This window comes from Rhodococcus sp. T2V, from assembly GCF_029269925.1.
Taxonomy (GTDB): domain Bacteria; phylum Actinomycetota; class Actinomycetes; order Mycobacteriales; family Mycobacteriaceae; genus Rhodococcus_F; species Rhodococcus_F koreensis.
This window is the reverse complement of the sequence record NZ_JARJBD010000036.1, coordinates 65,808-90,837: the sequence shown is the minus strand read 5'-3', so window position 1 is coordinate 90,837 and position 25,030 is coordinate 65,808. Positions and strand designations below refer to the sequence as shown.

At 68.5% G+C, this 25,030-nt stretch carries 23 protein-coding genes and 1 pseudogene; 15 read left to right on the top strand and 9 right to left on the bottom strand.

The features are described 5' to 3' along the window. Positions 1-170, top strand: a pseudogene (locus P3H15_RS27665) (lipoyl synthase); the annotation flags it as partial. A 73-nt stretch (positions 171-243) separates the two neighbouring features. Next, complete coding sequence (locus P3H15_RS27660) at positions 244-1,002, top strand: DUF4191 domain-containing protein (protein WP_012688122.1); 759 nt, start codon at positions 244-246, stop codon at positions 1,000-1,002. Positions 1,003-1,086: 84 nt separating this feature from the next. On the opposite strand, the gene P3H15_RS27655 is transcribed toward P3H15_RS27660, so the two are convergent. Continuing rightward, positions 1,087-1,563 (bottom strand): RDD family protein, encoded by a 477-nt coding sequence (locus P3H15_RS27655; protein WP_276140164.1) that lies wholly within the window; start codon positions 1,561-1,563, stop codon positions 1,087-1,089. A gap of 212 nt (positions 1,564-1,775) precedes the next feature. Between P3H15_RS27655 and glnA (P3H15_RS27650) the strand changes: the two genes are divergently transcribed. The 7 genes from glnA (P3H15_RS27650) to P3H15_RS27620 all read left to right on the top strand — a co-directional run bounded on the left by glnA (P3H15_RS27650) (position 1,776) and on the right by P3H15_RS27620 (position 9,462). Continuing rightward, positions 1,776-3,212, top strand: coding sequence for a type I glutamate--ammonia ligase (gene glnA / locus P3H15_RS27650; RefSeq protein ID WP_005247755.1), 1,437 nt, complete (start codon positions 1,776-1,778; stop codon positions 3,210-3,212). 269 nt (positions 3,213-3,481) lie between these two features. Then, on the top strand, positions 3,482-4,735 hold the full coding sequence (locus P3H15_RS27645; RefSeq protein ID WP_276140162.1) for a multidrug effflux MFS transporter: 1,254 nt from the start codon (positions 3,482-3,484) through the stop codon (positions 4,733-4,735). Between the two features lie 6 nt (positions 4,736-4,741). Beyond that, positions 4,742-5,722, top strand: a complete 981-nt coding sequence (locus P3H15_RS27640; protein ID WP_276140161.1) for an antibiotic biosynthesis monooxygenase — start codon at positions 4,742-4,744, stop codon at positions 5,720-5,722. 117 nt (positions 5,723-5,839) lie between these two features. Further along, positions 5,840-6,490: an ABC transporter permease gene (locus P3H15_RS27635; protein ID WP_072945497.1), complete on the top strand. Its 651-nt coding sequence runs from the start codon at positions 5,840-5,842 to the stop codon at positions 6,488-6,490. Next, positions 6,483-7,709, top strand: a complete 1,227-nt coding sequence (locus P3H15_RS27630; RefSeq protein WP_276140160.1) for an ABC transporter ATP-binding protein — start codon at positions 6,483-6,485, stop codon at positions 7,707-7,709. Before P3H15_RS27635 ends, P3H15_RS27630 begins: the two co-directional genes overlap by 8 nt. After that, the gene (locus P3H15_RS27625; RefSeq protein ID WP_276140159.1) at positions 7,706-8,479 is read left to right on the top strand and encodes an ABC transporter permease; all 774 of its coding nucleotides are present in this window, start codon (positions 7,706-7,708) and stop codon (positions 8,477-8,479) included. The genes P3H15_RS27630 and P3H15_RS27625 overlap by 4 nt, the downstream gene beginning before the upstream one ends. Beyond that, on the top strand, positions 8,479-9,462 hold the full coding sequence (locus tag P3H15_RS27620; protein ID WP_276140158.1) for a glycine betaine ABC transporter substrate-binding protein: 984 nt from the start codon (positions 8,479-8,481) through the stop codon (positions 9,460-9,462). Before P3H15_RS27625 ends, P3H15_RS27620 begins: the two co-directional genes overlap by 1 nt. Before the next feature lie 3 nt (positions 9,463-9,465). Here the strand turns inward: P3H15_RS27620 and P3H15_RS27615 are convergent, their stop codons facing one another. The 4 genes from P3H15_RS27615 to P3H15_RS27600 form a co-directional block, all read right to left on the bottom strand. Next, entirely contained in the window at positions 9,466-10,428 is a 963-nt protein-coding gene (locus P3H15_RS27615) for an endonuclease/exonuclease/phosphatase family protein (RefSeq protein ID WP_276140157.1), read from the bottom strand. Next, positions 10,425-13,439, bottom strand: a complete 3,015-nt coding sequence (locus P3H15_RS27610) for a bifunctional [glutamine synthetase] adenylyltransferase/[glutamine synthetase]-adenylyl-L-tyrosine phosphorylase (protein ID WP_276140156.1) — start codon at positions 13,437-13,439, stop codon at positions 10,425-10,427. Before P3H15_RS27610 ends, P3H15_RS27615 begins: the two co-directional genes overlap by 4 nt. A gap of 8 nt (positions 13,440-13,447) precedes the next feature. After that, entirely contained in the window at positions 13,448-14,788 is a 1,341-nt protein-coding gene (gene glnA, locus P3H15_RS27605) for a type I glutamate--ammonia ligase (RefSeq protein WP_005247775.1), read from the bottom strand. Positions 14,789-14,904: 116 nt separating this feature from the next. Next, complete coding sequence (locus P3H15_RS27600; protein ID WP_276140155.1) at positions 14,905-16,473, bottom strand: alpha/beta hydrolase; 1,569 nt, start codon at positions 16,471-16,473, stop codon at positions 14,905-14,907. 182 nt (positions 16,474-16,655) lie between these two features. Here P3H15_RS27600 and panB point away from each other — a divergent pair, with 182 nt between their 5' ends. Genes panB through pip form a run of 3 tightly spaced genes read left to right on the top strand, consistent with a single transcriptional unit; the run spans position 16,656 to position 19,000 of the window. Next, complete coding sequence (gene panB, locus P3H15_RS27595; RefSeq protein ID WP_012688133.1) at positions 16,656-17,525, top strand: 3-methyl-2-oxobutanoate hydroxymethyltransferase; 870 nt, start codon at positions 16,656-16,658, stop codon at positions 17,523-17,525. Positions 17,526-17,565: 40 nt separating this feature from the next. Then, positions 17,566-18,027, top strand: coding sequence for a hypothetical protein (locus tag P3H15_RS27590; protein WP_276140154.1), 462 nt, complete (start codon positions 17,566-17,568; stop codon positions 18,025-18,027). 7 nt (positions 18,028-18,034) lie between these two features. Beyond that, positions 18,035-19,000, top strand: a complete 966-nt coding sequence (pip, locus tag P3H15_RS27585; protein WP_276140153.1) for a prolyl aminopeptidase — start codon at positions 18,035-18,037, stop codon at positions 18,998-19,000. A 4-nt stretch (positions 19,001-19,004) separates the two neighbouring features. On the opposite strand, the gene P3H15_RS27580 is transcribed toward pip, so the two are convergent. Both P3H15_RS27580 and P3H15_RS27575 read right to left on the bottom strand, forming a co-directional pair. Next, positions 19,005-20,405 carry an RNB domain-containing ribonuclease gene (locus P3H15_RS27580; protein ID WP_276140152.1) on the bottom strand — a complete coding sequence of 467 codons (1,401 nt, stop codon included), beginning with the start codon at positions 20,403-20,405 and terminating at the stop codon, positions 19,005-19,007. A gap of 30 nt (positions 20,406-20,435) precedes the next feature. Then, entirely contained in the window at positions 20,436-20,621 is a 186-nt protein-coding gene (locus P3H15_RS27575; RefSeq protein ID WP_072945514.1) for a hypothetical protein, read from the bottom strand. Between the two features lie 393 nt (positions 20,622-21,014). Between P3H15_RS27575 and P3H15_RS27570 the strand changes: the two genes are divergently transcribed. Genes P3H15_RS27570 through P3H15_RS27560 form a run of 3 tightly spaced genes read left to right on the top strand, consistent with a single transcriptional unit; the run spans position 21,015 to position 22,523 of the window. Beyond that, a complete protein-coding gene (locus P3H15_RS27570) occupies positions 21,015-21,461 on the top strand; it encodes a MaoC family dehydratase N-terminal domain-containing protein (protein ID WP_276140151.1) in 447 nt (148 codons plus the stop codon). Further along, positions 21,458-21,877: a MaoC/PaaZ C-terminal domain-containing protein gene (locus P3H15_RS27565; protein WP_276140150.1), complete on the top strand. Its 420-nt coding sequence runs from the start codon at positions 21,458-21,460 to the stop codon at positions 21,875-21,877. The genes P3H15_RS27570 and P3H15_RS27565 overlap by 4 nt, the downstream gene beginning before the upstream one ends. 22 nt (positions 21,878-21,899) lie before the next feature. Continuing rightward, positions 21,900-22,523: a LysE family translocator gene (locus tag P3H15_RS27560; RefSeq protein ID WP_276140149.1), complete on the top strand. Its 624-nt coding sequence runs from the start codon at positions 21,900-21,902 to the stop codon at positions 22,521-22,523. Between the two features lie 89 nt (positions 22,524-22,612). Here P3H15_RS27560 and P3H15_RS27555 read toward each other — a convergent pair whose 3' ends face one another. Together P3H15_RS27555 and P3H15_RS27550 are read right to left on the bottom strand one after the other, a co-directional pair. Next, a complete protein-coding gene (locus tag P3H15_RS27555) occupies positions 22,613-23,416 on the bottom strand; it encodes an alpha/beta fold hydrolase (protein WP_276140148.1) in 804 nt (267 codons plus the stop codon). Positions 23,417-23,737: 321 nt separating this feature from the next. Further along, a complete protein-coding gene (locus tag P3H15_RS27550; protein ID WP_276140147.1) occupies positions 23,738-24,904 on the bottom strand; it encodes a site-specific integrase in 1,167 nt (388 codons plus the stop codon). Positions 24,905-25,030 lie beyond the last annotated feature (126 nt).

Below are 25,030 nucleotides of genomic sequence, written 5' to 3'. Positions count from 1 at the left end.
CCGGCGTCATGGCCGGACCGCTCGTGCGCTCGTCGTACCGCGCCGGCCGCCTCTATGCGCAGGCGATGGCCCACCACGGCCGCGAATTGCCTGCTGGACAGGCGCATCTCACCGAAAGCGGTGACGCCTCGCAGGAGGCCAGTTCCCTCATGGCGCGCCTCGCCCGCTGACCACGGCGCGTGCGCGGTGATCGACACCGGACGGGTCATCACCGCGCACGGCCAGGGACGTATCCTGAAGAGCATGGCGAACGGCAGTAAATCCGGTAAAGCGGGCAAACCCAGTAAAGAAGCAAAGGCAGCCGCCAAGGCAGCCCGCAGGCAGGCGTCGAAGGAACGCAGAACCCAGCTCTGGCAGGCGTTCCAGATGCAGCGCAAGGAAGACAAGCTGCTGTTGCCGCTCATGCTCGGCACACTCGTCGGACTCGCGGTGGTGTTCTTCCTCGTCGGTCTGATCTGGGGCCTGCAGTGGTTCCTCCTCCCGATCGGCCTCCTCCTCGGCGTGCTCGGTGCGTTCATCATCTTCGGCCGGCGCGTGCAGAAGACGGTGTACGGCAAGGCCGAGGGCCAGGCCGGTGCGGCCGCGTGGGCGCTCGACAACATGCAGGGCTCCTGGCGCGTGACCAGCGCGGTCGCGGGCACCACCCAGCTCGACGCCGTGCACCGCGTGATCGGACGCCCCGGCGTCATCCTGGTCGCCGAGGGATCACCGCAGCGCGTGAAGTCGCTCCTCGCCCAGGAGAAGAAGAAGACGGCGCGCCTCGTCGGCGACACCCCGATCTACGACATCGTCATCGGCAACGACGAGGGCCAGGTCCCGCTGTCGCAGCTCCAGAAGCACCTGAACAAGCTTCCCAAGAACATCGACACCAAGCGGATGGACGCCATCGAGTCGCGGCTCGCCGCGCTCAGCAGCCGCGGTGGCGGCGCGGCACTGCCCAAGGGTCCGATGCCCGGCGGCGCGAAGATGCGCGGCGTGCAGCGCACCATCCGTCGCCGCTAGAAGCCGGTCGCCTTCCACCTGGTCCGCGTCACACCTACTCCGCCCGATGTCGAATCCGACATCGGGCGGAAGACGTTCGGGGGGTCAGCGCGTGCGGATCAGCGCGGTGCCGGTGGCGCGGTCCTGCATGCCGCGACCGTCGATGTCCGTGATCGTGCCGGGCACCACGAACACGAGCAGCGCCTGACGCACCAGGGCCCGCACGAAGCCGACGCGGGCGGGTCCGTCCACGCGCGCCACCTGCATGCCGAGGAACAACTGCCCCGGGGTGAAGGAGAACAGCGTCACCGTGGTGACACCGACGACGAACCAGACGAGCAGGGTGATCGTGGAGAACGGGCCGTCGAAGAAGTTGTCGCCGATGATCAGAGCCGCGACGCCGGCCGACGACACCCAGTCGATCATCAGCGCGGCGAGACGGCGTCCCGTGCTCGCGAGTGAACCGGGTCCCTCCGCCTGCAACCCGAGGCGCTCGCCCCGGAAGGACTGCGTCGTCTCGTCGGCGCCGTCCGGCAGTGCAGCCGAAGGTCCGGAGAGCCAAGAACCGGTGATACGTGCCATGCTGTCCAGGATAGGCGTCGTCTCTCCGAGGACCTCACACCGGAGCTTGGGGCTGTGTGCGCAGTCACAGCGGGTGTAAAAGCCCAGGAAGATTCGACGTGTAACACGGGCGAAACAAAAGGTTGACCAGCGGGCAACACCAAGTCCATACCGTCTGGCTCGACGAATTTCGCCAATATCCACTTGGCTGAAGCGACTTAAGGAGCACAAGCGTGGCGTTCACCACGGCCGAAGAGGTCATCAAGTTCATCAAGGACGAGAACGTCGAGTACGTCGACATCCGGTTCAGCGACCTGCCCGGCGTGCAGCAGCACTTCTCGATTCCCGCGTCCGCGTTCAACCAGGACGTGTTCGAGGACGGCCTCGCGTTCGACGGTTCGTCCGTCCGCGGCTTCCAGTCGATCCACGAGTCCGACATGATGCTCCTCCCCGACGTCGCCACCGCCCAGATCGACCCCTTCCGCGCCGCCAAGACGCTGAACATCAACTTCTTCGTGCATGACCCGTTCACGCGCGAGTCCTACAGCCGCGACCCGCGTAACGTCGCGCGCAAGGCCGAGGAATACCTGAAGTCGACCGGCATCGCCGACACCGCCTTCTTCGGCGCCGAGGCCGAGTTCTACATCTTCGACTCGGTCCGCTACGACTCCGGCATCAACGGCGCGTTCTACGAACTCGACTCCATCTCGGGTTCCTGGAACACCGGCAACGACGTGAACGCCGACGGCAGCCCCAACCTGGGCTACAAGGTCCGCCCCAAGGGCGGTTACTTCCCCGTCGCTCCGTACGACCACTACGTCGACCTGCGCGACGAGATCTCCACCAACCTGCAGAACGCGGGCTTCGAGCTCGAGCGCGGCCACCACGAGGTGGGCACCGGCGGCCAGCAGGAGATCAACTACAAGTTCAACACGCTGCTCGCAGCCGCCGACGACCTGCAGCTGTTCAAGTACATCGTGAAGAACACCGCCTGGCAGCACGGCAAGTCGGCCACCTTCATGCCGAAGCCGCTGTTCGGCGACAACGGTTCGGGCATGCACGTCCACCAGTCGCTGTGGAAGGACGGCAAGCCGCTGTTCCACGACGAGGCCGGCTACGCGGGTCTGTCCGACATGGCGCGTCACTACATCGGCGGCATCCTGCACCACGCTCCCTCGCTGCTGGCGTTCACCAACCCGACGATCAACTCGTACCACCGCCTGGTGCCGGGCTACGAAGCCCCCATCAACCTGGTGTACAGCCAGCGCAACCGCTCGGCGGCCGTGCGTATCCCGATCACCGGCAACAACCCGAAGGCCAAGCGCCTCGAGTTCCGCGCCCCCGACTCCTCGGGTAACCCCTACCTGAACTTCGCGGCGCAGATGATGGCCGGCCTGGACGGCATCAAGAACAAGATCGAGCCGCAGGCTCCCGTCGACAAGGACCTCTACGAGCTCCCGCCGGAGGAGGCCCGCAACATCCCGCAGGCCCCCACCAGCCTGTCGGCTGTCATCGACCGCCTCGAGGCCGACCACGACTACCTCACCGAGGGTGGCGTGTTCACGTCCGACCTGATCGAGACGTGGATCTCGCTCAAGCGCGAGCAGGAGATCGCTCCGGTCAACCTGCGTCCGCACCCCTACGAGTTCCAGCTCTACTACGACGTGTAAGTCGTGATGCCCGCCGACGTGCGGGCCGGCACTTCCTGACGAGCCCATCCGTGGCGCCGGCTGATTCCAGCCGGTGACATGGGTGGGCTCGTTTGCGTCGCGGGCTCCCCCGGCTGCGGGCGCACCCGGAACCGGCACGGCGCGGCAGTCCTCAGTCGTATGATCCAGGGAACCGACCGCACGGACCGTTGCGGAATGTTCACGTGAAGACTTTCGGGAAACTTGCTCCGTTCTCCATCCCCCATGGGTCGAGAAGCAGGTGGTGCGGGATGTCAGTGCCCACGACGCCGACCGGCGTCCCGGTGCCGCGCCGTGTCGTGGTCATCCTGCTGCTGGTCATTCCGCTCAGCCAGATCCCGCTCGACATCTACACCCCGGCGCTGCCGCAGATGGTGCTCGACCTGGACTCGTCCGCGGCCGTCGTGCAGAACACGGTGACGGCGTACATGCTGGGCATGAGTCTGGCGTTCATCCCGGTCGGACTGATCGCGGATGCGGTGGGCCGCAAACGAACTCTGCTGACCTGCCTGACGATCCTCGTCGTCACCAGTGTGGGATGCGCACTCGTGCAGAACATCACGGTCCTGCTCGGGCTGAGATTCGTGCAGGGCATCGGCGGGTGTGCGTGCCTCGTCCTCGCGTATGCGATCGCCGCCGACTGCTACCGCGGCGCCCGGCTCACATCCGTGTCCGGTCTCCTCGGGGCCGCGTGGGGGCTGGCCCCGGTTCTCGCGCCCGCCGTGGGCGGTGTGCTCGTGCAGTTCATGTCGTGGCGCCTGGTGTTCGGGCTGATCGCGCTTCTGGCGGCGCTCGCCGTTCCCCTCGTCTTCGCGGGACTGCCGGAGACGCTTCCGAAGGAATCGCGATCACCGGTCGATGCGACGGCGGCGGCGCGGGTGCTGCGGGCCGCGCTGCGCCACCGCATCTTCGTGGGCTTCGTGCTCGTGTTCGGACTGATGGCGTCCGCCCAGATGGTGTTCGGCGTCGTCGCGCCCTTCCTGTACCAGGAGATCCTCGGCTTCTCCCCCGCCGCGTACGGCGCGGTGGCGCTCGTCGTGGGCGGCGCCAACCTTCTCGGCGAACTCGCCTGCAGCGCACTCGCCGTCCGGGTCGGCACCCGCCGCCTCGCTTTCGGCGCCTGGTGGGTGTTCGTGCTCGGCGCGCTGGTACTGGCCGTCACGGCCGGGATGTCCGTCGTCACCGCGCCGGCCATCACGATCGGCGCCTGCCTCGCACTCGCCGGATGCGGCGTGCTCTGCCCGCAGATGTACGGGCTGGCTCTCGGGCTGTTCACCCGCAATCTCGGGCTGATCGGCGGAGTCGTCACCGCGGCCTGCTATCTCGTCGTCAGCGCGGCGATGGCCGTCGCGGGCGTGCTGCCGGAGAACAGCCAGGCACCGCTCGGCTGGCTCTACCTCGCTCTCGGCGCCGGCGCCGGAATTCTGCTCCTGCTCACCACATCCGCCCGGCAGTCCGACAGTTCCCCTGCCGAGGCGCCCGCACCACGAACCGACCGGAGGTGATCTCACGTGCCGCACCCGAGCCAGCACAGCCCAGCCGCATCCCCGGTGTCGGTGATCTTTCAACGCCGGATCGACGACGCCCGCTACGCCGAATATTCGCAGTGGCAGAAACGCGCGGCGGACGCCCTCGCGACGGTTCCCGGTTTCATCGATCAGGACATCGTGCCGCCGTCGCCGCCCGTGCAGGACGACTGGGTGGACGTGCTGCGGTTCACCACCCTCGACGACGCCCGGGCGTGGCTCGACAGCGACCTGCGGACGGAACTGGTGGCGGAGATCAAGCACGCCTTCATCGGCAACGAGGACGTCCACCTGCTCACCGGTGAGCAGACCCGGGAGCAGTCGGCGACGTCGGTGGTCATCTCCTGTCACGTCGACCCCGCGGACGAGTCGGCGTTCATGGACTGGCAACGGAAGATCTCCGCCGCCGAGGCAGGGTTCCGCGGCTTCCGGGGGCACAAGGTCGAGAGGCCGGTGCAGGGAATCACCGAGGACTGGACGATCGTGCTCAGCTTCGACACCGAGGACAACCTGGGGTCGTGGATGGATTCACCGGAGCGGGCCGCCCTCCTCGAGGAGGGTGAGAAGTTCAACAGGAATCTCCGGATCCGCAAAGCGAGCTACGGGTTCGACTTCTGGTTCCGCGGCACGGGCGGCGACGAACCGCCCCCGGTGCCCGTCGCCCGCAGCAACCTGCTGGCGCTGCTGGTGCTGTACCCGCTGGTCGTGATCTGGGGTCATTTCTTCAGCGCGCCTTTCATCGAGGCGCACGGTGTGCCGATCGCGGTCGCCCTGTTCATCGGGAATCTGGTCACCACCCAGATCCTCGGGTGGTGGGCGGTTCCCGCGGCGTTCAAGGCGTTCGGGTGGTGGATGGACCCGGCGATCCCTGCCCGGCGGCGGAACCTGGGCTACGCCGTCATGGTCGTGCTGTTCGCGATCTCGATCGGCGTGTGCACCCTGCTGTTCATGATCCCCACGACCTGACGTGAGTTTCCCGATTCACCTGCGCGATGTCCGGGTACATAGCACTGTGAAGGACCGAGGTCTGTTTTCACATCTGGAGAAAGTTTCACATCTGGAGAGAGGTGTGCACGGTTGGACATGCAGCAACTGTGGGACTTCGTCTCCGCCCGGAAACAGCAACTTCTCACAGACTCGCTCCTGCACGTCAGTGCCGTCGTGCAGTCGGTGGTCATCGCCACGATCGTTGCGGTGGCGATCGGGATCCTGGTGTACCGGAGCCCGGCCGGCTCCGCGATCGCCACCGCTCTGGCCGGCACGATCCTCACCATCCCGTCGTTCGCCCTGCTCGGCCTGCTCATCCCGATCCTCGGGCTCGGTGTGGCCCCCACCGTGACCGCCCTGGTGTTGTACGCGCTGCTGCCGATCATCCGGAACACCATCCTCGGACTCGCGTCCGTCGACCCCGCCGTCACCGACGCCGCCCGCGGTGTGGGGATGAGCCGCACGACCGTGCTGAGCAGGATCGAACTCCCCCTCGCGTGGCCGTCGATCCTGACGGGCATGCGGGTGAGCACGCAGATGCTGATGGGCATCCTCGCAATCGCCGCCTACGCCAAGGGCCCCGGGCTCGGCAACCTCATCTTCTCGGGACTGTCCCGCGTCGGCAGCCCGACAGCGATACCGCAGGCCCTCACGGGGACCGTGCTCATCGTGATCCTCGCCCTCGTACTCGACGGCGTCCTCGCCGTCGTCGGCCGACTCACCACCTCCAGGGGGATCCGTGACTGATCTCGATACACCTCACACCAACGGCAGCACGGTCTCGGGCGTGGACATCGTCCTCGAAGACGTCGTCAAGAGCTATCCGGGCCAGGAGAAGGCGGCGGTCGACAACGTGTCGATGCGCATCCCCGCCGGGGAGATCGTGGTCCTCGTCGGCCCGTCCGGCTGCGGGAAGACCACCACGATGCGGATGATCAACCGGCTCATCGAACCGACGTCGGGGAAGATCACGATTGGCGGCAAGGACGCCCTGTCCATCGACCCCGACAAGCTGCGGCGCGGCATCGGCTACTCGATTCAGCAGGCCGGGCTGTTCCCGCACCTGACCATCGCCAAGAACGTCGGCACCGTCCCCGGGCTGATCGGCTGGGACAAGAAGAAGATCGCCGACCGCACCGACGAGATGCTCGACCTCGTCGGACTCGAACCGGACCTCTACCGCGAGCGCTACCCCCGGCAGTTGTCGGGCGGTCAGCAGCAGCGCGTGGGGGTGGCGCGGGCACTGGCCGCCGACCCGCCGGTGCTGCTGATGGACGAGCCGTTCGGCGCGGTCGACCCGATCACCCGCGCACTACTACAGGACGAGTTGATGAGACTGCAGTCCGATCTCGGCAAGACGATCGTCTTCGTCACGCACGATTTCAACGAGGCGGTCAAGCTGGGCGATCGGATCGCGGTGCTGGGCAACCAGTCGCATATCATGCAGTACGACACGCCGGAGGCGATCCTCGCGCATCCCGCCAACGACATGGTCGCGGGGTTCGTCGGCGCGGACGCGTCGCTCAAGCAGTTGACGCTCACCCGGGTGGCCGAGGTCGATCTCCTCGACTGTCCTACCGCGTACGAGGACGGCTCGGCCGAGGCTCTGCGGACGGCGATCGTTCCCCGCAAGATCAAGTGGGGCATCGTCCTGGATTCACGTGACCGCCCGATTCGCTGGGTGTCCCTGCGACATCTGGCCAACGCGACCTCCCTGCGCGACGTCGGCGATCCGATCGACGAGGTGGTGTCGACCCAGTCGACGCTGCAGGACGCGCTCGAGGCTCTGCTCGTCGAGACCAGCGCGTCCACGGTCGTCACCGGCCTGCACGGCGAGTACCGCGGCCTGATCACGATCGACACGCTGGTGGCACACCTGTCCGCGATGCGTGAGGAACACGCGCACGACGACGAGGACGCCGAGCCGCAGCAGGACGGGGCGAGTGAGCGCGGGACACCGTCATGACGGCCGCCGTCACCACGAAGCCCACCGCTCCGGCCGCCCGGCGTTCGGAGCGGGCCCGCCTGCTGGTCCAGCCGATCCTCGTCCTGTTCCTGGTGGTGGGTGTCCTCGGCTGGGCGTTCAGCCGAGACCTGACCGCCACGCAGAAGGGCAGCCTCAACGCCGCGAACATCGCGACCCTGACGTGGCAGCACGTGCTGATCACCGTGGTCGTGGTGGTGATCGTCGTCATCGTCGCCGTCCCGCTCGGGATCCTGCTCACCCGGCCCGGGTTCACCAAGCTGGCACCGGTTTTCGTCGGCATCGCCAACATCGGGCAGGCCGCGCCTGCCATCGGGCTGCTCGTGCTGCTGTTCCTCGCGACGGGGACCACCGGATTCTGGATCGGGGTGCTCCCCATCGCGTTCTACTCCCTCCTGCCCGTGCTGCGGAACACGATCCTCGGTCTGCAGGAGGTCAATCCCGCGGTCATCGACGCCGGGCGGGGACAGGGCATGACGGCCGGTCTCGTTCTGCGCAAGGTCGAGTTCCCGCTCGCCGTCCCGTACATCCTCGCGGGACTGCGCACGTCGCTGGTCCTCGCGGTGGGCACCGCGACGCTCAGTTTCCTCGTCAGTGCCGGCGGTCTCGGCATCCTCATCGACACCGGATACAAGCTGCGCGACAACGTGACTCTGGTCGTGGGAGCCGTGCTCGCGGTCGCGCTGGCGCTGCTCGTCGACTGGTGCGGCGCCCTGGCCGAGGAGTTCCTCGGCCCGAAGGGGCTGCGCTGATGAACCTCCTGCGGAAGGCGATCGCCGCGACGGCCGTGACGTTCTGCGGGGTCCTCGCAGTGTCCTGCGGTCTCGAATCCGGAGGAGCCCTGCCGCTGTCGGTGGAACCGGGCAGCATCCAGCCCGTGCCCGAACTCGAGGGTGTCCCGATCACTGTCGGGTCCAAGGACTTCACCGAGCAGGTCACCCTCGGGTACATCATCGAATTCGCGCTCAGCGCCGCAGGCGCCGACGTGCGCGACCTCACCAACATCCAGGGGTCCAACAGCACGCGGGACGCCCAGCTGGACGGTCAGATCGACGTCACCTACGAGTACACCGGCACCGGGTGGATCAACTACCTCGGCAACGAGATTCCGATCCCCGACCCGACCGAGCAGTTCGAGGCGGTCCGCGACGAGGACCTCGAACGCAACGGCATGGTGTGGGTGGATCCCGCCCCGATGAACAACACGTACGCGCTCGCGATGAGCAGGCAGACCGCCGAGGAGACCGGGATCACCACGCTGTCGGAGTACGCGGACCTGGTCAACCGCGACCCCGCCGCGGCGACGACGTGCGTGGAGACCGAATTCAACGTCCGCCAGGACGGGTTCCCGGGTATGGCCGCCAAGTACGGCTTCGATCCGGCCCGCGCGAACCGCCAGATCCTGCAGACCGGCATCATCTACCAGGCCACCGCGGACGGAACGCAGTGCAAGTTCGGTGAGGTGTTCACGACGGACGGACGGATCATCGCGCTCGATCTGGTGCTGCTGGAAGACGATCGCCAATTCTTCCCGAAGTACAACCCGGCGATCACGATGCGCAAGGATTTCGCCGAGGAGCACCCGCAGGTGGCGGAGGTGATGGCCCCGATCTCTGCTGCCCTGACCAACGAGGAGATCACCGAACTGAACCGGCGGGTCGACGTGGAGGGCGAGGAACCGGCCGACGTGGCCCGGGACTGGCTGGTGCAGAAGGGATTCGTCACGCTCCCGTGACGGTCAGCCGCCGAGGGTGATCCTGGCGACGAGGCCCCGGTGATCCGAGCCCGTCAGCACCACCGATTCCACGGACTGCGCCTGCGCCCCGCTCGTGACGATGTGATCGATCGCGATCATCGGCGGAAGCGGCTGCCGGTCGGCGGGATACGTGTTCTGAATTCCGGCACCGACCTGGTCGGCGGCATCACGGTAGCGTCCGGTCACCAGATTGCGGTACTTCACGTGGTCGCGGGTGGAGTTGAAGTCGCCACTGACGATCACGGGTCCCGAGTCGGCGGGGACGGCGTCGAGGATGGCTTTGATGCGGTCCATTTCGCGTGACCACAGCGACGGATCCGACGGCCACGGCGGGACCGGATGGAACGCGTACAGTGCCGTGCTCGCGCCGTCCGGAAGTTCCACCCTGGCCGACAGCGCGGACAGCACGAACTCCGAGTGGTGGACCTTGTCGGTCAGCGGGTACCGGCTCCAGATCCCGGTTCCCTCACCGCCACCGCCGGGCATGAGGAACGAGTACGGCAGGGTCGATTCGAGGCCCGCGGCCCCCAGCCGGTCGACGGCTTCCGGGGTCAGCTCGTTGACGGTGAGCACGTCGACGTCGCGGTCCCGGATCTGCCGGACGAGGGACTCGGCGTCCGCGTTGCCGAGCCAGATGTTCGCCTGCATCACGGTCAGTTCCGGCCCGGACGCCGGCACCGAATTCGCCACGTACAGCGGGCCCTGCGACAGGGTGGCCAGCGCGGCCACGGTCAGTGCGACCCCGAACCCGATCCAGTGCCGGGTGATTCCCAGCAGCAGCACCCCGACCGCGGCGGCCGCCATCAGGTAGGGCGCCGCGGACGCCAGCACGAGCAGACGCTGATTCTGGACGTCGAGGAATCGCAGCACCACACCGAACACACCGACGAGCACCGCGAGCCACCCGAGGGCGATCAGTGCTCGCACCCCCCAGGTGGCGATCACTCCCCGAAGACTCTCTCCACCACGGCCTTGGCCCGCCGGGTCACCCGCAGGTAGTTGTCGAGGAACTCGCCGGCGTCGCCGCCGCCCCAGCCCGCGATCTGCGCGACCGCGGACAGGACGCGTCCCGACCCGGGCAGCTGATCGGTGGCCTTGCCGCGGACGAGGACGAGGCAGTTGCGGGCCTTCGTCGCCGTGATCCACGCGTCGCGCAGCAGTTCGACGTCGGACTCGCTGAGCAACTCGGCGGCACCGATCGCGTCGAGTGTCTCGAGAGTCGACGTGTTGTGCAGCGACTCGATCTCGTGGGCGTGCCGCAGCTGGATCAGCTGCACGGTCCATTCGATGTCGGCGAGCCCGCCGCGCCCGAGCTTGGTGTGGGTCGCGGGGTCGGCGCCGCGTGGCAGCCGCTCGGAGTCGACGCGCGCCTTGATGCGCCGGATCTCGCGGACCGCCTGCTCCGACACCCCGCCCTCGGGGTAGCGGGTCTTGTCGATCATGTGCAGGAAGCGCAGACCCAGGTCGGCGTCGCCGGCCACGTGATGGGCGCGCAGCAGCGCCTGGATCTCCCACGCCTGTGCCCACTGCGCGTAGTAGGCCTCGTAGGACGCCAGCGTGCGCACCATCGGGCCGCTGCGCCCCTCCGGCCGCAGGCCCGTGTCCACCTCGAGCGGCGGATCCGTGCTCGGCGCGCCGAGCAGGGTCCGCACCTTGTCGCCGATGCTGTTGGCCCACTTGACGGCGACGGTCTCGTCGATCTCCTCGCGCGGCTCGCACACGAACAGGACGTCCGCGTCCGAACCGTAGCCGAGTTCACCGCCGCCGAGCCGGCCCATCCCGATCACGGTGAACGTCGCGGGAGCGGGCGTGCCGAGCTCCTTCTCGCTCGCCTTGATGACGGCGGCGAGGGCGGCGTTGAGCACGGCCGCCCACACGGACGACAACGCCTTGCACACGCCCGGCACGTCGAGCATGCCGAGGATGTCCGCGGAGGCGATCCGGGCCAGCTCGTAGCGGCGCAGCGAGCGCGCCGCCGCGATCGCGCGGGCCGGGTCCTCGTGTCGTGCCGACGCCGTCAGGATCCCGCGGGCGACGTCCTCCGGCTTCGACTCCAGCAGCCGCGGTCCGGCCGGTGAATCGGCGAACAGCCGCACCACGTCCGGTGCTTTGATCAGCAGGTCGGGAACGTAGGCCGAGGATCCGAGCACCGTCATCAGCCGCTCGGCGACCGAGGCCTCGTCGCGCAGCAACCGGAGGAACCAGGTCTGATCGGTCATCGCGTCCGACAGCCGCCGGTACGCGAGCAGGCCCGCATCGGGATCCGGTGTGTCGGCGAGCGATTCGAGCAGGGTCGGCAGCAGCAGCGCCTGGATGCGGCCCTTGCGGGACGCACCGCTGGTGAGTGCGGTGAGGTGGCCGAGCGCGTTCTCGGGGGCCGTGTAGCCCAGCGCCGCCAGCTGGCGGATGGCCGCGTCCGGGCTCAGCCGCAGCGCTTCCTTGTCGATGCGCGCCACCGATTCGAGCAGCGGCCGGTAGAACAGCTTGGCGTGCAGGCGCCGCACCCGGTGCGCGTTGCGTTTGATCTCCGCGTTGAGGACGCCGAGCGCGTCCTTGCTGCCGTCGGGTCGCATGTGCGCGGCCCGCGCCAGCCAGCGCAGCGCTTCCTCGTCCTCGGCGGGCGGCAGGGTGTGCGTGCGGCGCAGCTTCTGCAACTGCAGTCGGTGCTCGAGCAATCGCAGGAACTCGTAGGACGCCGCCAGATTCGCGGCGTCGTCGCGGCCCACGTAGCCGCGGGCGGCGAGTGCGGTCAGCGCGTCGATGGTGCTCTGAACGTGCAGCGCCTCGTCGGCGCGCCCGTGCACGAGCTGCAGGAGCTGGACCGCGAACTCGACGTCGCGCAGACTGCCGCGGCCCAGTTTCAGTTCCCGCTCGCGCAGTTCCGGGGGAACCATCTCCTCCACCCGGCGGCGCATCGCCTGCACCTCGGGGACGAAGTCCTCGCGCTCCGAGGCGGTCCACACCATCGGGTTGAGGGCGTCGAAATACCGCTGTCCGAGCGCGACGTCGCCGATCATCGGGCGGGCCTTGAGCAGGGCCTGGAACTCCCAGGTCTTGGCCCAGCGCTTGTAGTACGCGACGTGGGATTCGAGGGTGCGGACGAGTTCCCCGCGCTTGCCCTCCGGCCGCAACGCGGCGTCCACGTCGAAGAACGCCGAGGACCCGATGCGCATCATCTCGCCGGCGATCCGGCTGGCGATCGAGTCGGCGGGTTCGGCGACGAAGACCACGTCGACGTCGCTGACGTAATTGAGTTCGCGGGCGCCGCACTTGCCCATGGCGATGACGGCCAGCCGCACGGGGCACGGGGCGTCCGGGCACACGGCTGCGACGGCCACCGCGAGGGCGGCGTCGAGCGCCGCATCGGCCAGATCGGACAGCTGATGCCCGACGGTCTGGTACGGCAGTACCGGTTCGTTCTCGACGGTCGCCGCGAGGTCGACGGCGGCGAGCAGCATCAGTTCGTCGCGGTACGTCTTGCGCAGCGCCGCGATGGCATCGGGTCCGGTGACCTTCGCCCGGTACAGGCGGGCGTCCGGGTGGGCGCCCTCCTCGGGTTCGGCGCCGACCGCGGCCATCATCGTGGCGGTCGCCTCGTCCTTCGACGGCAGGCGGACGTCGCCGGCGAGGATCTTCCAGGACGCGGGATCCGCGACCAGGTGGTCGCCGAACGCGCTGGACGCACCGAACAACCCGAACAACCGGCCGCGCAGGCCCTTGTCGGTACGCAGGGCCGTATCGAGTTCGGCCCAGCCCTCGCCGAGCCCGTCCTTCAGGCGCACCAGGGTGCGGAGGGCGAGGTCGGCGTTCGCGGCCCGCGACAGCGACCACAGCAGTTCGATGCTGTTCTCACCGACCCAGCCCAGCTCGCGGAGTTCGGACGGAGCGGTCGGCTCGACGAGACCCAGACGACCCGGACCGGGAACGGCAGAACGCGCTGCCGGAGGTTTCACCATGCTCTTGCTCACAACCCCAGATACGTCTTGAGTTCGAACGGCGTCACGTGGCTCCGGTACTCCTCCCACTCACGCCGCTTGTTGCGCAGGAAGAAGTCGAACACGTGCTCGCCGAGGGCTTCGGCCACCAGCTCCGACTTCTCCATCTCGCGCAGTGCGCCGTCGAGGTTGCCGGGCAGCTCCCGGTAGCCCATGGCGCGGCGCTCGGCCGACGTCAGCGCCCACACGTCGTCCTCGGCCTCGGGAGGCAGTTCGTAGCCCTTCTCGATTCCGCGCAGACCGGCGGCGAGGAGCACCGCGAACGTCAGGTACGGGTTGCAGGCCGAATCTGGGCTGCGGATCTCGACGCGACGCGACGACGCCTTGTTCGGCGTGTACATCGGGACGCGGACCAGCGCCGACCGGTTGGACGGACCCCAGGACGCCGCGGTCGGGGCCTCGCCGCCGTGGATCAGGCGCTTGTAGGAGTTCACCCACTGGTTGGTGACGGCGCTGATCTCGTTGGCGTGCTCGAGGATGCCGGCGATGAACGCCTTACCGGTCTCCGACAGCTGCATCGGGTCGTCCGGGTTGTGGAAGGCGTTGGTGTCGCCCTCGAACAGGCTCATGTGGGTGTGCATCGCCGAGCCGGCCTGATCGCTGAACGGCTTGGGCATGAAGGTGGCGCGCACGCCCTCGGCGATCGCGACCTCCTTGACGACGTACCGGAATGTCATCACGTTGTCGGCCATCGACAGGGCGTCCGCGTACCGCAGGTCGATCTCCTGCTGGCCGGGAGCCGCCTCGTGGTGACTGAACTCGACGGAGATGCCCATCGACTCGAGCGCGTCGATCGCGTGGCGGCGGAAGTTGGGCGCGGAGTCGTGCACGGCCTGGTCGAAGTAGCCGCCGGAGTCGGCGGGCTTCGGCGGGGTGCCGTCGATCGGCCCGTTCTCGAGGAGGAAGAACTCGATCTCGGGGTGCACGTAGCAGCTGAAGCCCAGATCGCTTGCCTTGTTCAGCTGGCGGCGCAGCACGTGCCGCGAATCCGCCCAGGACGGCGAACCGTCGGGCATGGCGATGTCGCAGAACATGCGGGCGGAGTGCTGATGCCCCTTGCTCGAACTCCACGGCAGCACCTGGAAGGTGGAGGCGTCCGGCTTCGCGACCGTGTCCGCCTCGGACACCCGGGAGAAGCCCTCGATCGCGGATCCGTCGAAGCCGATGCCTTCCTCGAAGGCACCTTCCAGTTCCGCGGGGGCGATCGCCACCGATTTCAGGTATCCGAGAACGTCCGTGAACCACAATCGGACGAACCGAATGTCGCGCTCTTCGAGGGTGCGAAGCACGAATTCCTTTTGGCGATCCATGTCCGCGAGAGTAAGCAAAGTTCGTTAAATCTGTGTTACTTCGTTGATTCGGCTGTTCCGGATTCCGCATCGGTCCAGCGTGCGGGCACCTCGGGCGATCCCGTCACAGGCACCGGTCAGCACATCAGGTCGGCGGGCGGCGCCGCGAGGTCGACGAGATAGTCCGTGACGGCGTCGTCGACGCACGCCTCGCCGTCGAGGACGACGGTGTGCTGGGTGCCCCGGTACGAGACGAGCGTGCCGTTCATCTGCTTCGCCAGATCCACACCCGCCTGGTACGGCGTCGCCGGATCCTCCGTCGTCGACACGACGACGACCGGCGGGATCCCCGGCGCGGACACGGTATGCGGCGCGCCCGTGTTCGGCGCAGGCCAGAACGCGCACACGTCCAGTGGAGCGTTGCCGGTACCGCGACCGTCGTCGAGGAACGGCGCCGCCTGGCGGTACCGCACGTCCGCCTCCCCGACGACCGCGCGGTCGGTCACGGGCGGATCGTCCATGCAGCGGATGGAATTGAACGCGTCGTTGAGGTTGGAATACGTGCCGTCGTCGGCGCGCCCCTCGTACAGGTCCGCCAGCATCAGCAGCGAATCACCCGTCCCCGACTGCAGGCTCTCCAGCCCGCCGCGGAGCGGGCCCCAGAGGTTCGGCGAATACAGCGCCTGCTGGACGCCGGTGATCGCGTCGGTGTAGCTGAGTCCGCGCGGGTCGGTGGTCGCGGCGGGCTTGCCGATCAGCGGGTCGACGAGCGCCCGGAACCTCGCGTTCGCCTGCGCCGGGTCGGTGCCGAGCGGGCAGTCCTTCTGCTGCATGCACTCCGCGGCGAACGCGTCGAATGCGGACTGGAATCCGGCGGCCTGCAGGATCACCTCCTGCGTCGGGTCCTGCTCCGGGTCGAGGGCGCCGTCGAGGACCATCGCGCGCACGTTGCCGGGGAACGTCTCCGCGTACGTGGAGCCGAGCCGGGTGCCGTACGAGTAGCCGAGGTAGTTCAGCTTCTCGTCGCCGAGCACCGCCCGGATGACGTCCATGTCGCGCACCACGTCGTTCGTGCCGACGTGGGCGAGGACGTCGACACCGGTCCGCTGCGCACACTTGTCCGCGTAGTCGCGGTTCTCGGCCTCGGTTCGTGCGATTCCGGCGGGACTCATGTCGACGTCGTCGTCCTTGCGCCTCGCGTCCACTTCCGCCGGGGTCAGGCAGGTCACCTGCGGTGTGGACGCGCCGACGCCGCGCGGATCGAACCCGATGACGTCGAACCGCTCGGCGATGGCGGTGCCGTCGGCCACGGATGCCAGCCCGATACCCGACGCCCCGGGGCCGCCCGGGTTCACGAGCAGCGATCCGATCTTGTCGCCGGTCGCCTTCGAGCGGGAGACGGCGATCTGCGCGGTCGCCCCGCCGGGATTCGCGTAGTCGTTGGGCACCGTCACCTCGGCGCACTCGAGCGTGTCCCCGAGCGGGGACCCGTCCGTGCTGAACCCGTCGCACGAGCCCCACTGCACCTGCTGCGTGTAGAACTCCTCGAGCCCGGCGGGGATCGGTCCGGCCGGAGCGGCCTCGGCCGCCGACGGTACGGCGACGGCCTCACCGGTGCCCTGTCCACCGCCCGCGCAGCCTGCGACGACAAGGACGACGGCGACGCACCCCGCGAACGCGGCCGGTACCCGAGCACTCTTCGACATAGGACGATCGTGCCAGGGTTCCGCGACGAACGGCCTTCCCGCAGGTCAGAGACCGGACCGCAGGTGTGACCCATTGCACCCGCGCGACCCCTTCGCTCCCCCGCGAGCCGGTGGCAGACTGTAGGCGTCATCACCCGCACCCGGGGACCCGTCAAGGGCCTCGAGGCCAGAAAGGGACAACGATGTCCGATAGCAAGTCGTCCGCGAGCACGTCAGAAGATCGGCTCTACGGATCAGCACCATCGCACGACGTTCCCAAGCGCAAGACCCGGATCCACCACCTGCAGGCCATGAAGGCCGAGGGCGAACGCTGGTCGATGCTCACCGCCTACGACTACTCCAGCGCCCGCATCTTCGAAGAGGCCGGAATCCCGGTCCTCCTCGTCGGCGACTCGGCCGCCAACGTCGTGTACGGATACGAGACCACCGTCCCGGTCACGATCGACGAACTCCTGCCCCTCGTTCGCGGCGTCGTCCGCGGAGCGCCGCACGCCCTCGTGGTCGCGGACCTGCCGTTCGGCAGCTACGAAAGCTCCCCGGAGCAGGCCCTCGCGTCCGCGACCCGGTTCATGAAGGAGGGGCTGGCCCACGCGGTCAAGCTCGAGGGCGGCGAGCGCGTCGCTCCGCAGATCGCCGCGATCACCGCCGCGGGCATCCCCGTCATGGCCCACGTCGGGTTCACCCCGCAGAGCGTCAACTCGCTCGGCGGATTCCGCGTGCAGGGCCGCGGCGACGCCTCCGAGCAACTGGTCGCCGACGCGATCGCCGTGCAGGAGGCCGGCGCGTTCTCCGTCGTCATGGAGATGGTGCCCGCCGAGATCGCAGGCCAGGTCACCCGCAAGCTCACCATCCCCACCGTGGGCATCGGAGCGGGCGCCGAATGCGATGCCCAGGTCCTCGTGTGGCAGGACATGGCCGGCTACACCAGTGGCAAGACGGCGAAGTTCGTCAAGCGCTTCGGTAACGTCGGTGACGAGTTGCGCACCGCGGCCGCCGCCTACGCGGCCGAAGTGCGCACCGGAACGTTTCCGGCAGAAGAGCACAGCTTCTAGGTCGTCCTCGACTCACCGGGCCGGCACACACTCGAGGGGGATGTTCATGGGACAGCGACGCGTGCACGGCTTCGGACGTCGTCACCGCCTGGCCGCAGCCGCGGCCGGGACGGTGGCGGCTGCGGCGCTGGTCGCGGGGTGCGCCGGACAGGGCCCCGCCCCCGCACCCGGCACCACCGCGCCCCCGCCACCGGCCACCACCGCGGTTCCGGACACCGCCCTGGCGCCGGGTGGCGTCACCGAGGCGCAGGCCGCCCAGCTGTGCACCGACCTCGAGGGTCAGTTGCAGAGCTGGCGCACCTACACCCCGACGATCGGCAAGACCGGGTTGAACGGCCTGGTCGGCACGTGGATCGCGAAGAACAACCTCAATGCGCTCGACTTCCTGCAGGACCGGGCCCGGATCGACGTCATCACGACGGCGGCCTGCCCCGACATCCGGCAGCAGGCGATCACCGCGCTGGAGATCCCCGATCTGGCGTCCGGCCTGATCGGGTTCTGAGGCCGACGTGAGCCAGTTGCGCACCCTGTACCCCCCGCTCGAGCCGTACCAGTTCGGGCACCTCGACGTCGGCGACGGCCAGCAGATGTACTGGGAGCAGAGCGGCAACCCCGACGGGAAGCCGGTCGTGTTCCTCCACGGCGGACCCGGCGGCGGCACCGACCCCGCGCAACGCCAGTTCTTCGACCCGCGGGAGTACCGCATCGTGCTGCTCGACCAGCGCGGGTGCGGGCGTTCCACACCCCACGTCGCCGACGGGGCCGATCTGTCGGTCAACACCACCGGCCGTCTCCTCGGCGACATCGAGATGCTGCGTGAGCGTCTCGGCATCGACCGGTGGCAGGTCTTCGGCGGGTCGTGGGGCTCCACGCTGGCACTCGCCTATGCCCAGCAGCACCCCCGCCGGGTCACCGAACTGGTGCTGCGCGGCATCTTCCTGCTCCGCCGCAGCGAGATCGACTGGTACTACAACGGCGGTGCCGGACACCTGTTCCCCGAATTGTGGGACGAGTTCCTGGCGCCGGTGCCGGAGCCGGAGCGGGGTGGCGATCTCGTCGCGGCCTATCACCGGCTCCTGCACGACGCCGACACCGACGTCGCGACGCGGGCTGCGGTCGCGTGGTCCACGTGGGAGGGCGCGACGAGTTCACTGCTCCCCAAACCGGAACGGGTGGTGGAGACGTCCCAGCCGAGGTTCGCGCTGGCCTTCGCCCGCATCGAGAACCACTACTTCCAGAACCGCGGTTTCCTGGACGAGGGCCAGCTGCTGCGGGACGCCGCCGCGCTGGACGGCATTCCGGGCGTGATCGTGCAGGGCCGCTACGACGTGGTGTGCCCGGCGGCCAGCGCGTGGGCGCTGCACCGGGCGTGGCCAAGTTCCCGGCTCGAGATCGTCGACGACGCGGGGCACTCCGCGATGGAACCAGGCATCGTCCACCACCTGGTCGAGGCGACGGACCGGTTCCGCACCTGACCCGCTATGCGGGATAACCGAATTCGACGGTCCGCTTCGCGACGTCGGCGGAGACGAGTCTGATCTTCACCTGCTCGCCCTCGGCGGGGTCCCCGACACATTTGGCCATCACGGATACCGACGGGACGAACACGTCCGCGGTGCGTTTGCCGTTCCGTGACCGCAGCACGGTCGCGTCGAACGTCTCCCCGACCCGGTCGGCGAGCACGGTCGCCTCCGTGAGGTCGATGCAGGCCCGGTCGATCTTGCTCGCGAGGGAATCCGAGCCGCCCATGATCTCGGGCATCGATCCGAGGGCGTCCCGCGCCCAGGACGGCACCGGCGTTCCGGCGGACACGGCCAGGCACACCTCCGTGGAGTACCGGTCCGAGAGCCGGCGCAGCGGCGCGGTCACGTGCGCGTAGGGGGCGCCGATGGCGGCGTGCGCCGTCAGTTCCGGCAGGGTGCCGTCGAACGCCGCGTAGTCGGCGCCCCGCAGCAGCGACGGCGCCTCGGTCATCAGCACCAGCGTCGACGCCGAATTCGGGTCCAACCGCGCCAGCAGTGCGCCGACACCGACGCTCTCGGGCCAGTCGACCCCCAGTGCCGCCGCTGTGCGCCGCAGCGCCCCGACCGCGTCCGGCCCGGCAGTCGGCAGAGTGCGGAGCAATCCTATCTTCGCGTCGAGCATCATGGCTGCCGCACACATTCCGGTCAGCAGTGAGACCTCGGCGTTCCAGTCGTCGGCCTCGGTGCGGGGCGCGAGGTCGACGCGCCAGCTGTCGCCGTCCGGCACCACCTCCTGCTCGGGGAGCCGGAGTTCGATGGCTCCGCGCGCCACCGCCGCCGCCGTGCGGAGCCGGCCGAACTCGGGCAGCGACGCAATCGACGGATGCAGTCGCCCCGACTCCGCATCGGCCTGCACGCCGGCGTAGTCGAGTCGGGCCACGGACCGCACCATGGCCCGGGACACGGTGCACGACAGCGGCTCGGCCGACTCGTCGAGTTCGATCCGCCACACCACCGCCGGGCGGTCCTTTCCCGGCAGAAGGCTCGCCGATCCCTCCGAGAGTTCCTGGGGATGCAGCGGCACCTTGCCGTCGGGGAGGTAGAACGTCTGCCCGCGTTTGCGGGTCTCCACGTCGAGCACCCCACCCGGCTCCACGACGGCGCCGACGTCCGCGATCGCGTAGTGCAGGACGAACCCGTCGGCTGTCCGCTCGAGGTGCAACGCCTGATCGAGATCCATCGAATCGGGCGGATCGATGGTGACGAACGCCAGATCGGTGCGGTCCTGCCGTCCGGACGCGAACCGGTCGGACGCCGTCCGCGCCTGCGCGACCGCGGCGGGCGGATACCCGTCCGGCAGGTGGAATTCGGTGCGCACGGTGCCGAAATCGATTCCGCGCGCAACGAAACGACTCATCGGCACCTCGCGCACATCCTTCCCGTGACGCTAGTTGTTCCACTCCTCGTCGGCCCGGTCCGCCGCCTTGTTCCGCTCCGCGGCGATCTGCAGCGCCTTCTCCGCCGACGCGCGGTCGGGATACGGGCCCATCCGCGTCATCGACGACGCCGCCTTCCCCTGCGTGACGGTGCCGTCCTCGACGTTGTAGTACCAGAGGTGATCTTCGTCAGTCATGCCCTCAGTGTGGCACCGGTGGGACGTGTGGGGTTGTGGATCACGCTCAGACTGTTACCCTCGGAGTCCTGTCCGGTGATACGGTCTCCGGCGCCGGTCAGTGCGGTGCCGATGGCTCGTTCTTCCCGTGCGCAGTGCCCGAACAGAGAATGGAGCGAGCATGTCGACGATCATTTTTGATCAGCTACTTCCCTACCTCGGTGCCGAAGGCGCCACCTACTGGGCCCAACTGCTGATGGTCGATCCCGTCTGACGGTTGTCGATCGGTCGATACCCCGAAACCCTCGCCGGACACATCCGGCGGGGGTTTCGTCGCATCAGGGCACGCACGCCCGCAACACATTCGTCACGCTTCGCCCTGCCCAGCGGACCTCACGTCTCTAGGCTGACGTGATGGGAGTGAATCCGGAGATCGAGGGTCGTGTCTACCCACCGACCGAGCCCTACCTCGTCGGCCGCGAGAAGATCAGGGAATTCGCCCGCGCCGTCTTCGCCACCAACCCGACGTCGTTCGACGTCGACAGTGCCCGCGCCGCCGGTCACGCCGATCTCGTTGCCCCGCCCACGTTTCCCGTCATCGTGCAGGAACGCGCACTCGCGCAACTGGTCGCCGATCCGACGTCGGGGATCGAGCCGGTCAATCTGGTGCACAGCACCGAGCACGCCACGTCCCACCGCCCCGTCGTCGCGGGCGACGAACTCTCCGCCGTGCTCACCGTGACGCACGTGACCTCGCGCGGCCCGCACACCCTGCTTGTCGCCGACATCGAGATCCGTGACGCCACAGGCGATCACGTGAGCACGATGACGTCGACACTGTTCGTCAGGGGGGAGGAATGACCTCCCCGCGACGAATCCTGCTCGGCGACACCGTCGCCAAGGCCCGGTATCACGTGACCCGGGAATCCCTGGTCCGCTACGCCGGAGCCTCCGGTGACTTCAACTCCATTCATTACCGGGACGACATCGCGGACGCAGTGGGCCTGCCCGGTGTGCTGGCCCACGGCATGCTCACGCTCGGACTGGCGACGCAGTGCGTCGTCGACTGGCTCGGCGATCCGGCACTGGTCACCGGGTACCGCGCGCGCTTCACCAAGCCGGTGATCGTGGACCCGGACCGGGGCGCGGTGGTCGAGGTCGTCGCGAAGGCGGCGGAGGTCGACGAATCCGCGGGCACCGCGAGGATCGACCTGACAGTCACGTTCGACGGGCACACCGTGCTCGGCAAGTCCCAGGTGTGGATTTCACTGCGCTGACCACACCCGACATACTGGGCCGATGATCGGTGTGGTGGTGACGGCGTTCGCGGTCCTCGGGCTTCTGACCGTGATTCCGGGTCCGGACATGGCGGTGGTGACCCGCGCCGGACTGTCCGGCGGGCGCAGCGCCGCGCTGCGGGCGACGTTCGGCGTCGTCGCCGGGTTGATGGTGTGGGGCGCGCTGACCGTCGTCGGGCTCGGCGCCGTGTTCGCCGCCTCCGCGGAGGCGTACACCGTCGTGAAGATCGTCGGCGGGATGTACCTGGTGTATCTGGGGGTCTCCACCCTCTGGCGCAGCCGAACGCGCCCCCACGCCGCCCGGTCCGCGCCGGCGCCGGTTCCGTCTTCGGGGTCGAGTTGGCGGGCCGGATTCCTGACCAACCTCCTGAACCCCAAGATCGCGGTGTTCTACACCGGTCTGCTCCCCCAGCTCGTCCCGCCCGGCTGGCCGACCGCCCCGAGCCTGGCCCTGCTGGTGCTGGTGCACGGGCTGCTCGGGATCGTCTGGCTCGGCGCGTACAGCATCCTGCTGACCCGCGCACGCACCACGCTGGAGAAGCCGTCGGTGCGAAAAGCCCTCGACCGGATCACGGGAACCGTCCTCTTCGGATTCGGCGCCGTCGTCGTGGCCGAGGCGCGGTAGCTGCCGATTTGACACCGAGGCGCGGTAGCTGCCGATTTGACACCGAGGCGCGGTAGCTGCCGATTTGTCACCGAGGCGCGGTAGCGCGGTCAGTTCGGGGAGTCGCTGGAACTCGCGGCGCTGCCGCCGAGCAGGATCGTGCTGATCAGGTTCGGGTCGTCGGTCATCGGGACGTGCCCGATGCCGGGCAGGATCAGAATCCGCGCCTGCGGGAACACTCTGCGCACCCGTCGCGCTTGGTAGACGGGCAGAATCAGGTCCCGCCGCCCCCACGCCACGGTGACCGGTACCGTCGCGTCGACGACCGGCGGGAGATCGAAGGAGGCCGCCAACCCCTTGTCGACCAGGGCGTTCGTGGCCAGCGACTGCGCGTCGATCACGGCGTCCTCGTAACGCACCCGACTGGGCCGCGCGAAGAAGGCGGCGAGTGTCGGATAGCGGACGGCTTTGTATCGCAACGCCTTCGGAGTGTTCGGGCCCAGCGCCCGGGTGACTCCGCGCAGAGCGCGGAACGTGTAGATGGTGCGGGCCTGATCGGTGTGATTGACGAAGAAGCCGGCCGGTGAGAGTGCCGTGGCCGAGGCGACCTCGCCGCGGGCGGCGAGGGCGAGCGAGAGCCAGCCGCCGAGCGAGTTCCCGGCGACGTGCGGCCGCTCCCCGGCAGGCGTCACCGAGCGGACGAACCCGCTCAATTCCTCGACCAGTTGGTCCATCGTGTCCGCGCCGTCTTCGAGTGCCGCCGATTCGCCGTGCCCGGGAAGGTCGACGGTGACCACCCGGCGATAGGGGGTCAGTTGGTCGAGGAGGACGTTCCAGGCCTGCCTGCGATGCACCACCCCGTGCACGAGGACCAGGGTGGGGCCGGAACCGGCGATGTCGTGAGGCAAGTCCATGAGCAGATGTTACCGCTATCGTGAGTAACATTTACCGTTCCCGGCACCGTCGGCGAGGGGCCCCATCGCCCACGGACGTGGACGACGGGCCCCGGCATCGACCCCGATTCGGGTCAGTCGGGCCGCTGCGGGAAAAACACTAACCGGTCTGTTTGTTACTCGCCAGTCAGGGCCGTGACCCGGTCTCCAGCCGCACGCGGCGGATCCCGCAGACGCAAAGACGAGGCGGACGAGTTGGCGTGTAAGCCGGACACACACCGATCCGCCGGAGCCTACCTGGTGACAGAGTTATCGACTCGGGCCGGTCCCGTCGCGGTCCCGTCACTCGACGGAACCTACACCCTGGGCAGTACCCCTACCGGGTATGCCGGACCTCAACGCGGCGTCCACGATCGTGCGGGTCGTCTCCTCACGGTCCGGCCAAAGCCGGGAGTACCGACGGATCGTTTCCTCTGCACTAGCGTGCCCCATTCTGTCCATCACCTCACGCACTGACGCGCCACCAGAGATCAGCGTCGAGGCGTAGAAGTGGCGCAGCTCGTGCCACCGGAGCGAGTCACGGATACCCGCCTTCTCCTTCGCGCCTCCCCACGCCGCGGCGAAGGTGGTTCGCCGCCACCTCCGTCCCGCCTTCGTCCGGAACACCGCCTGATCGGACTCGGCCGGCCACTGCTCGAGGTGTCGCGCGAACGCAAGGCACACCTCGTCGCCAACGGGAATCCGTCGACGCGCTCGCGGTGTCTTCGGCGGGACGTACACCGGTTCCCCCGGCCCATCAGTGCGGACCTGCTCGACCACCTCGAGTTCCCGGCGGAGGATGCGGGCATTGCGGGAGCGTAGGCCGAGCAGCTCGCCCTGACGTAGACCGGAACCCGCGGCGACAATGATCGCCTCGCTAAGCACCGCCGGGGCGGCTTCATACAGCGCCCAGATCTCACCGGGTGTCGGCAGCAGATCCGGGTCGACAGGCTCGATCTCGACGTCACGCTGCGGTGGCCGCACCCCGATCATCGGCGACCGTGGCAACAGCCCTTCCTCGAACGCCGATTTCAGGATCGATCCGAAGATCATCCGCCTGGTCGTCGCCGTCGACGACGCCATCGGCCCCAGGTCCGGTGCCCACGGACGGGTGCCAGTCAGCTGCGCCACCCACGTTCGAAGCTGGGATGGCGTCAAGGCGCGCAGTGGCATGTCACCGAACGCCGGCAGCACATCGAGATCGAGAACGGTCCGATACTGCAGGAGTGTTGCTGGGGCGATGCCGGTTCGACCCGAATACCACTCCTCGCACCACTCGCGGACGGTGATCTTCGCCCGCTTCGGGTCGATCCACTCCCCCGTGCGAACCCGGCTTTCCTTCTCGTTCAGCCAGTCGGCAGCATCCCCCTTCTTGTCGAACGTCTTCGTGTGCTCGTTGCCGTCGAGACCTACATAGCGAGCGACGTACCGCTTCTTCCCGCCTCGCTCACGGGTCTGCACATGCCCCATCAGCGCGCCGTCATGCGCGAGGTATTGGCAGGTCGTCGGCGATCCAACACTGGTACCCTCCTCGTTGAAACTGCCACTGGTTTCGCCTCGCCCCCGCGCTCACCATCTATGAGCGCGGGGGTTCTG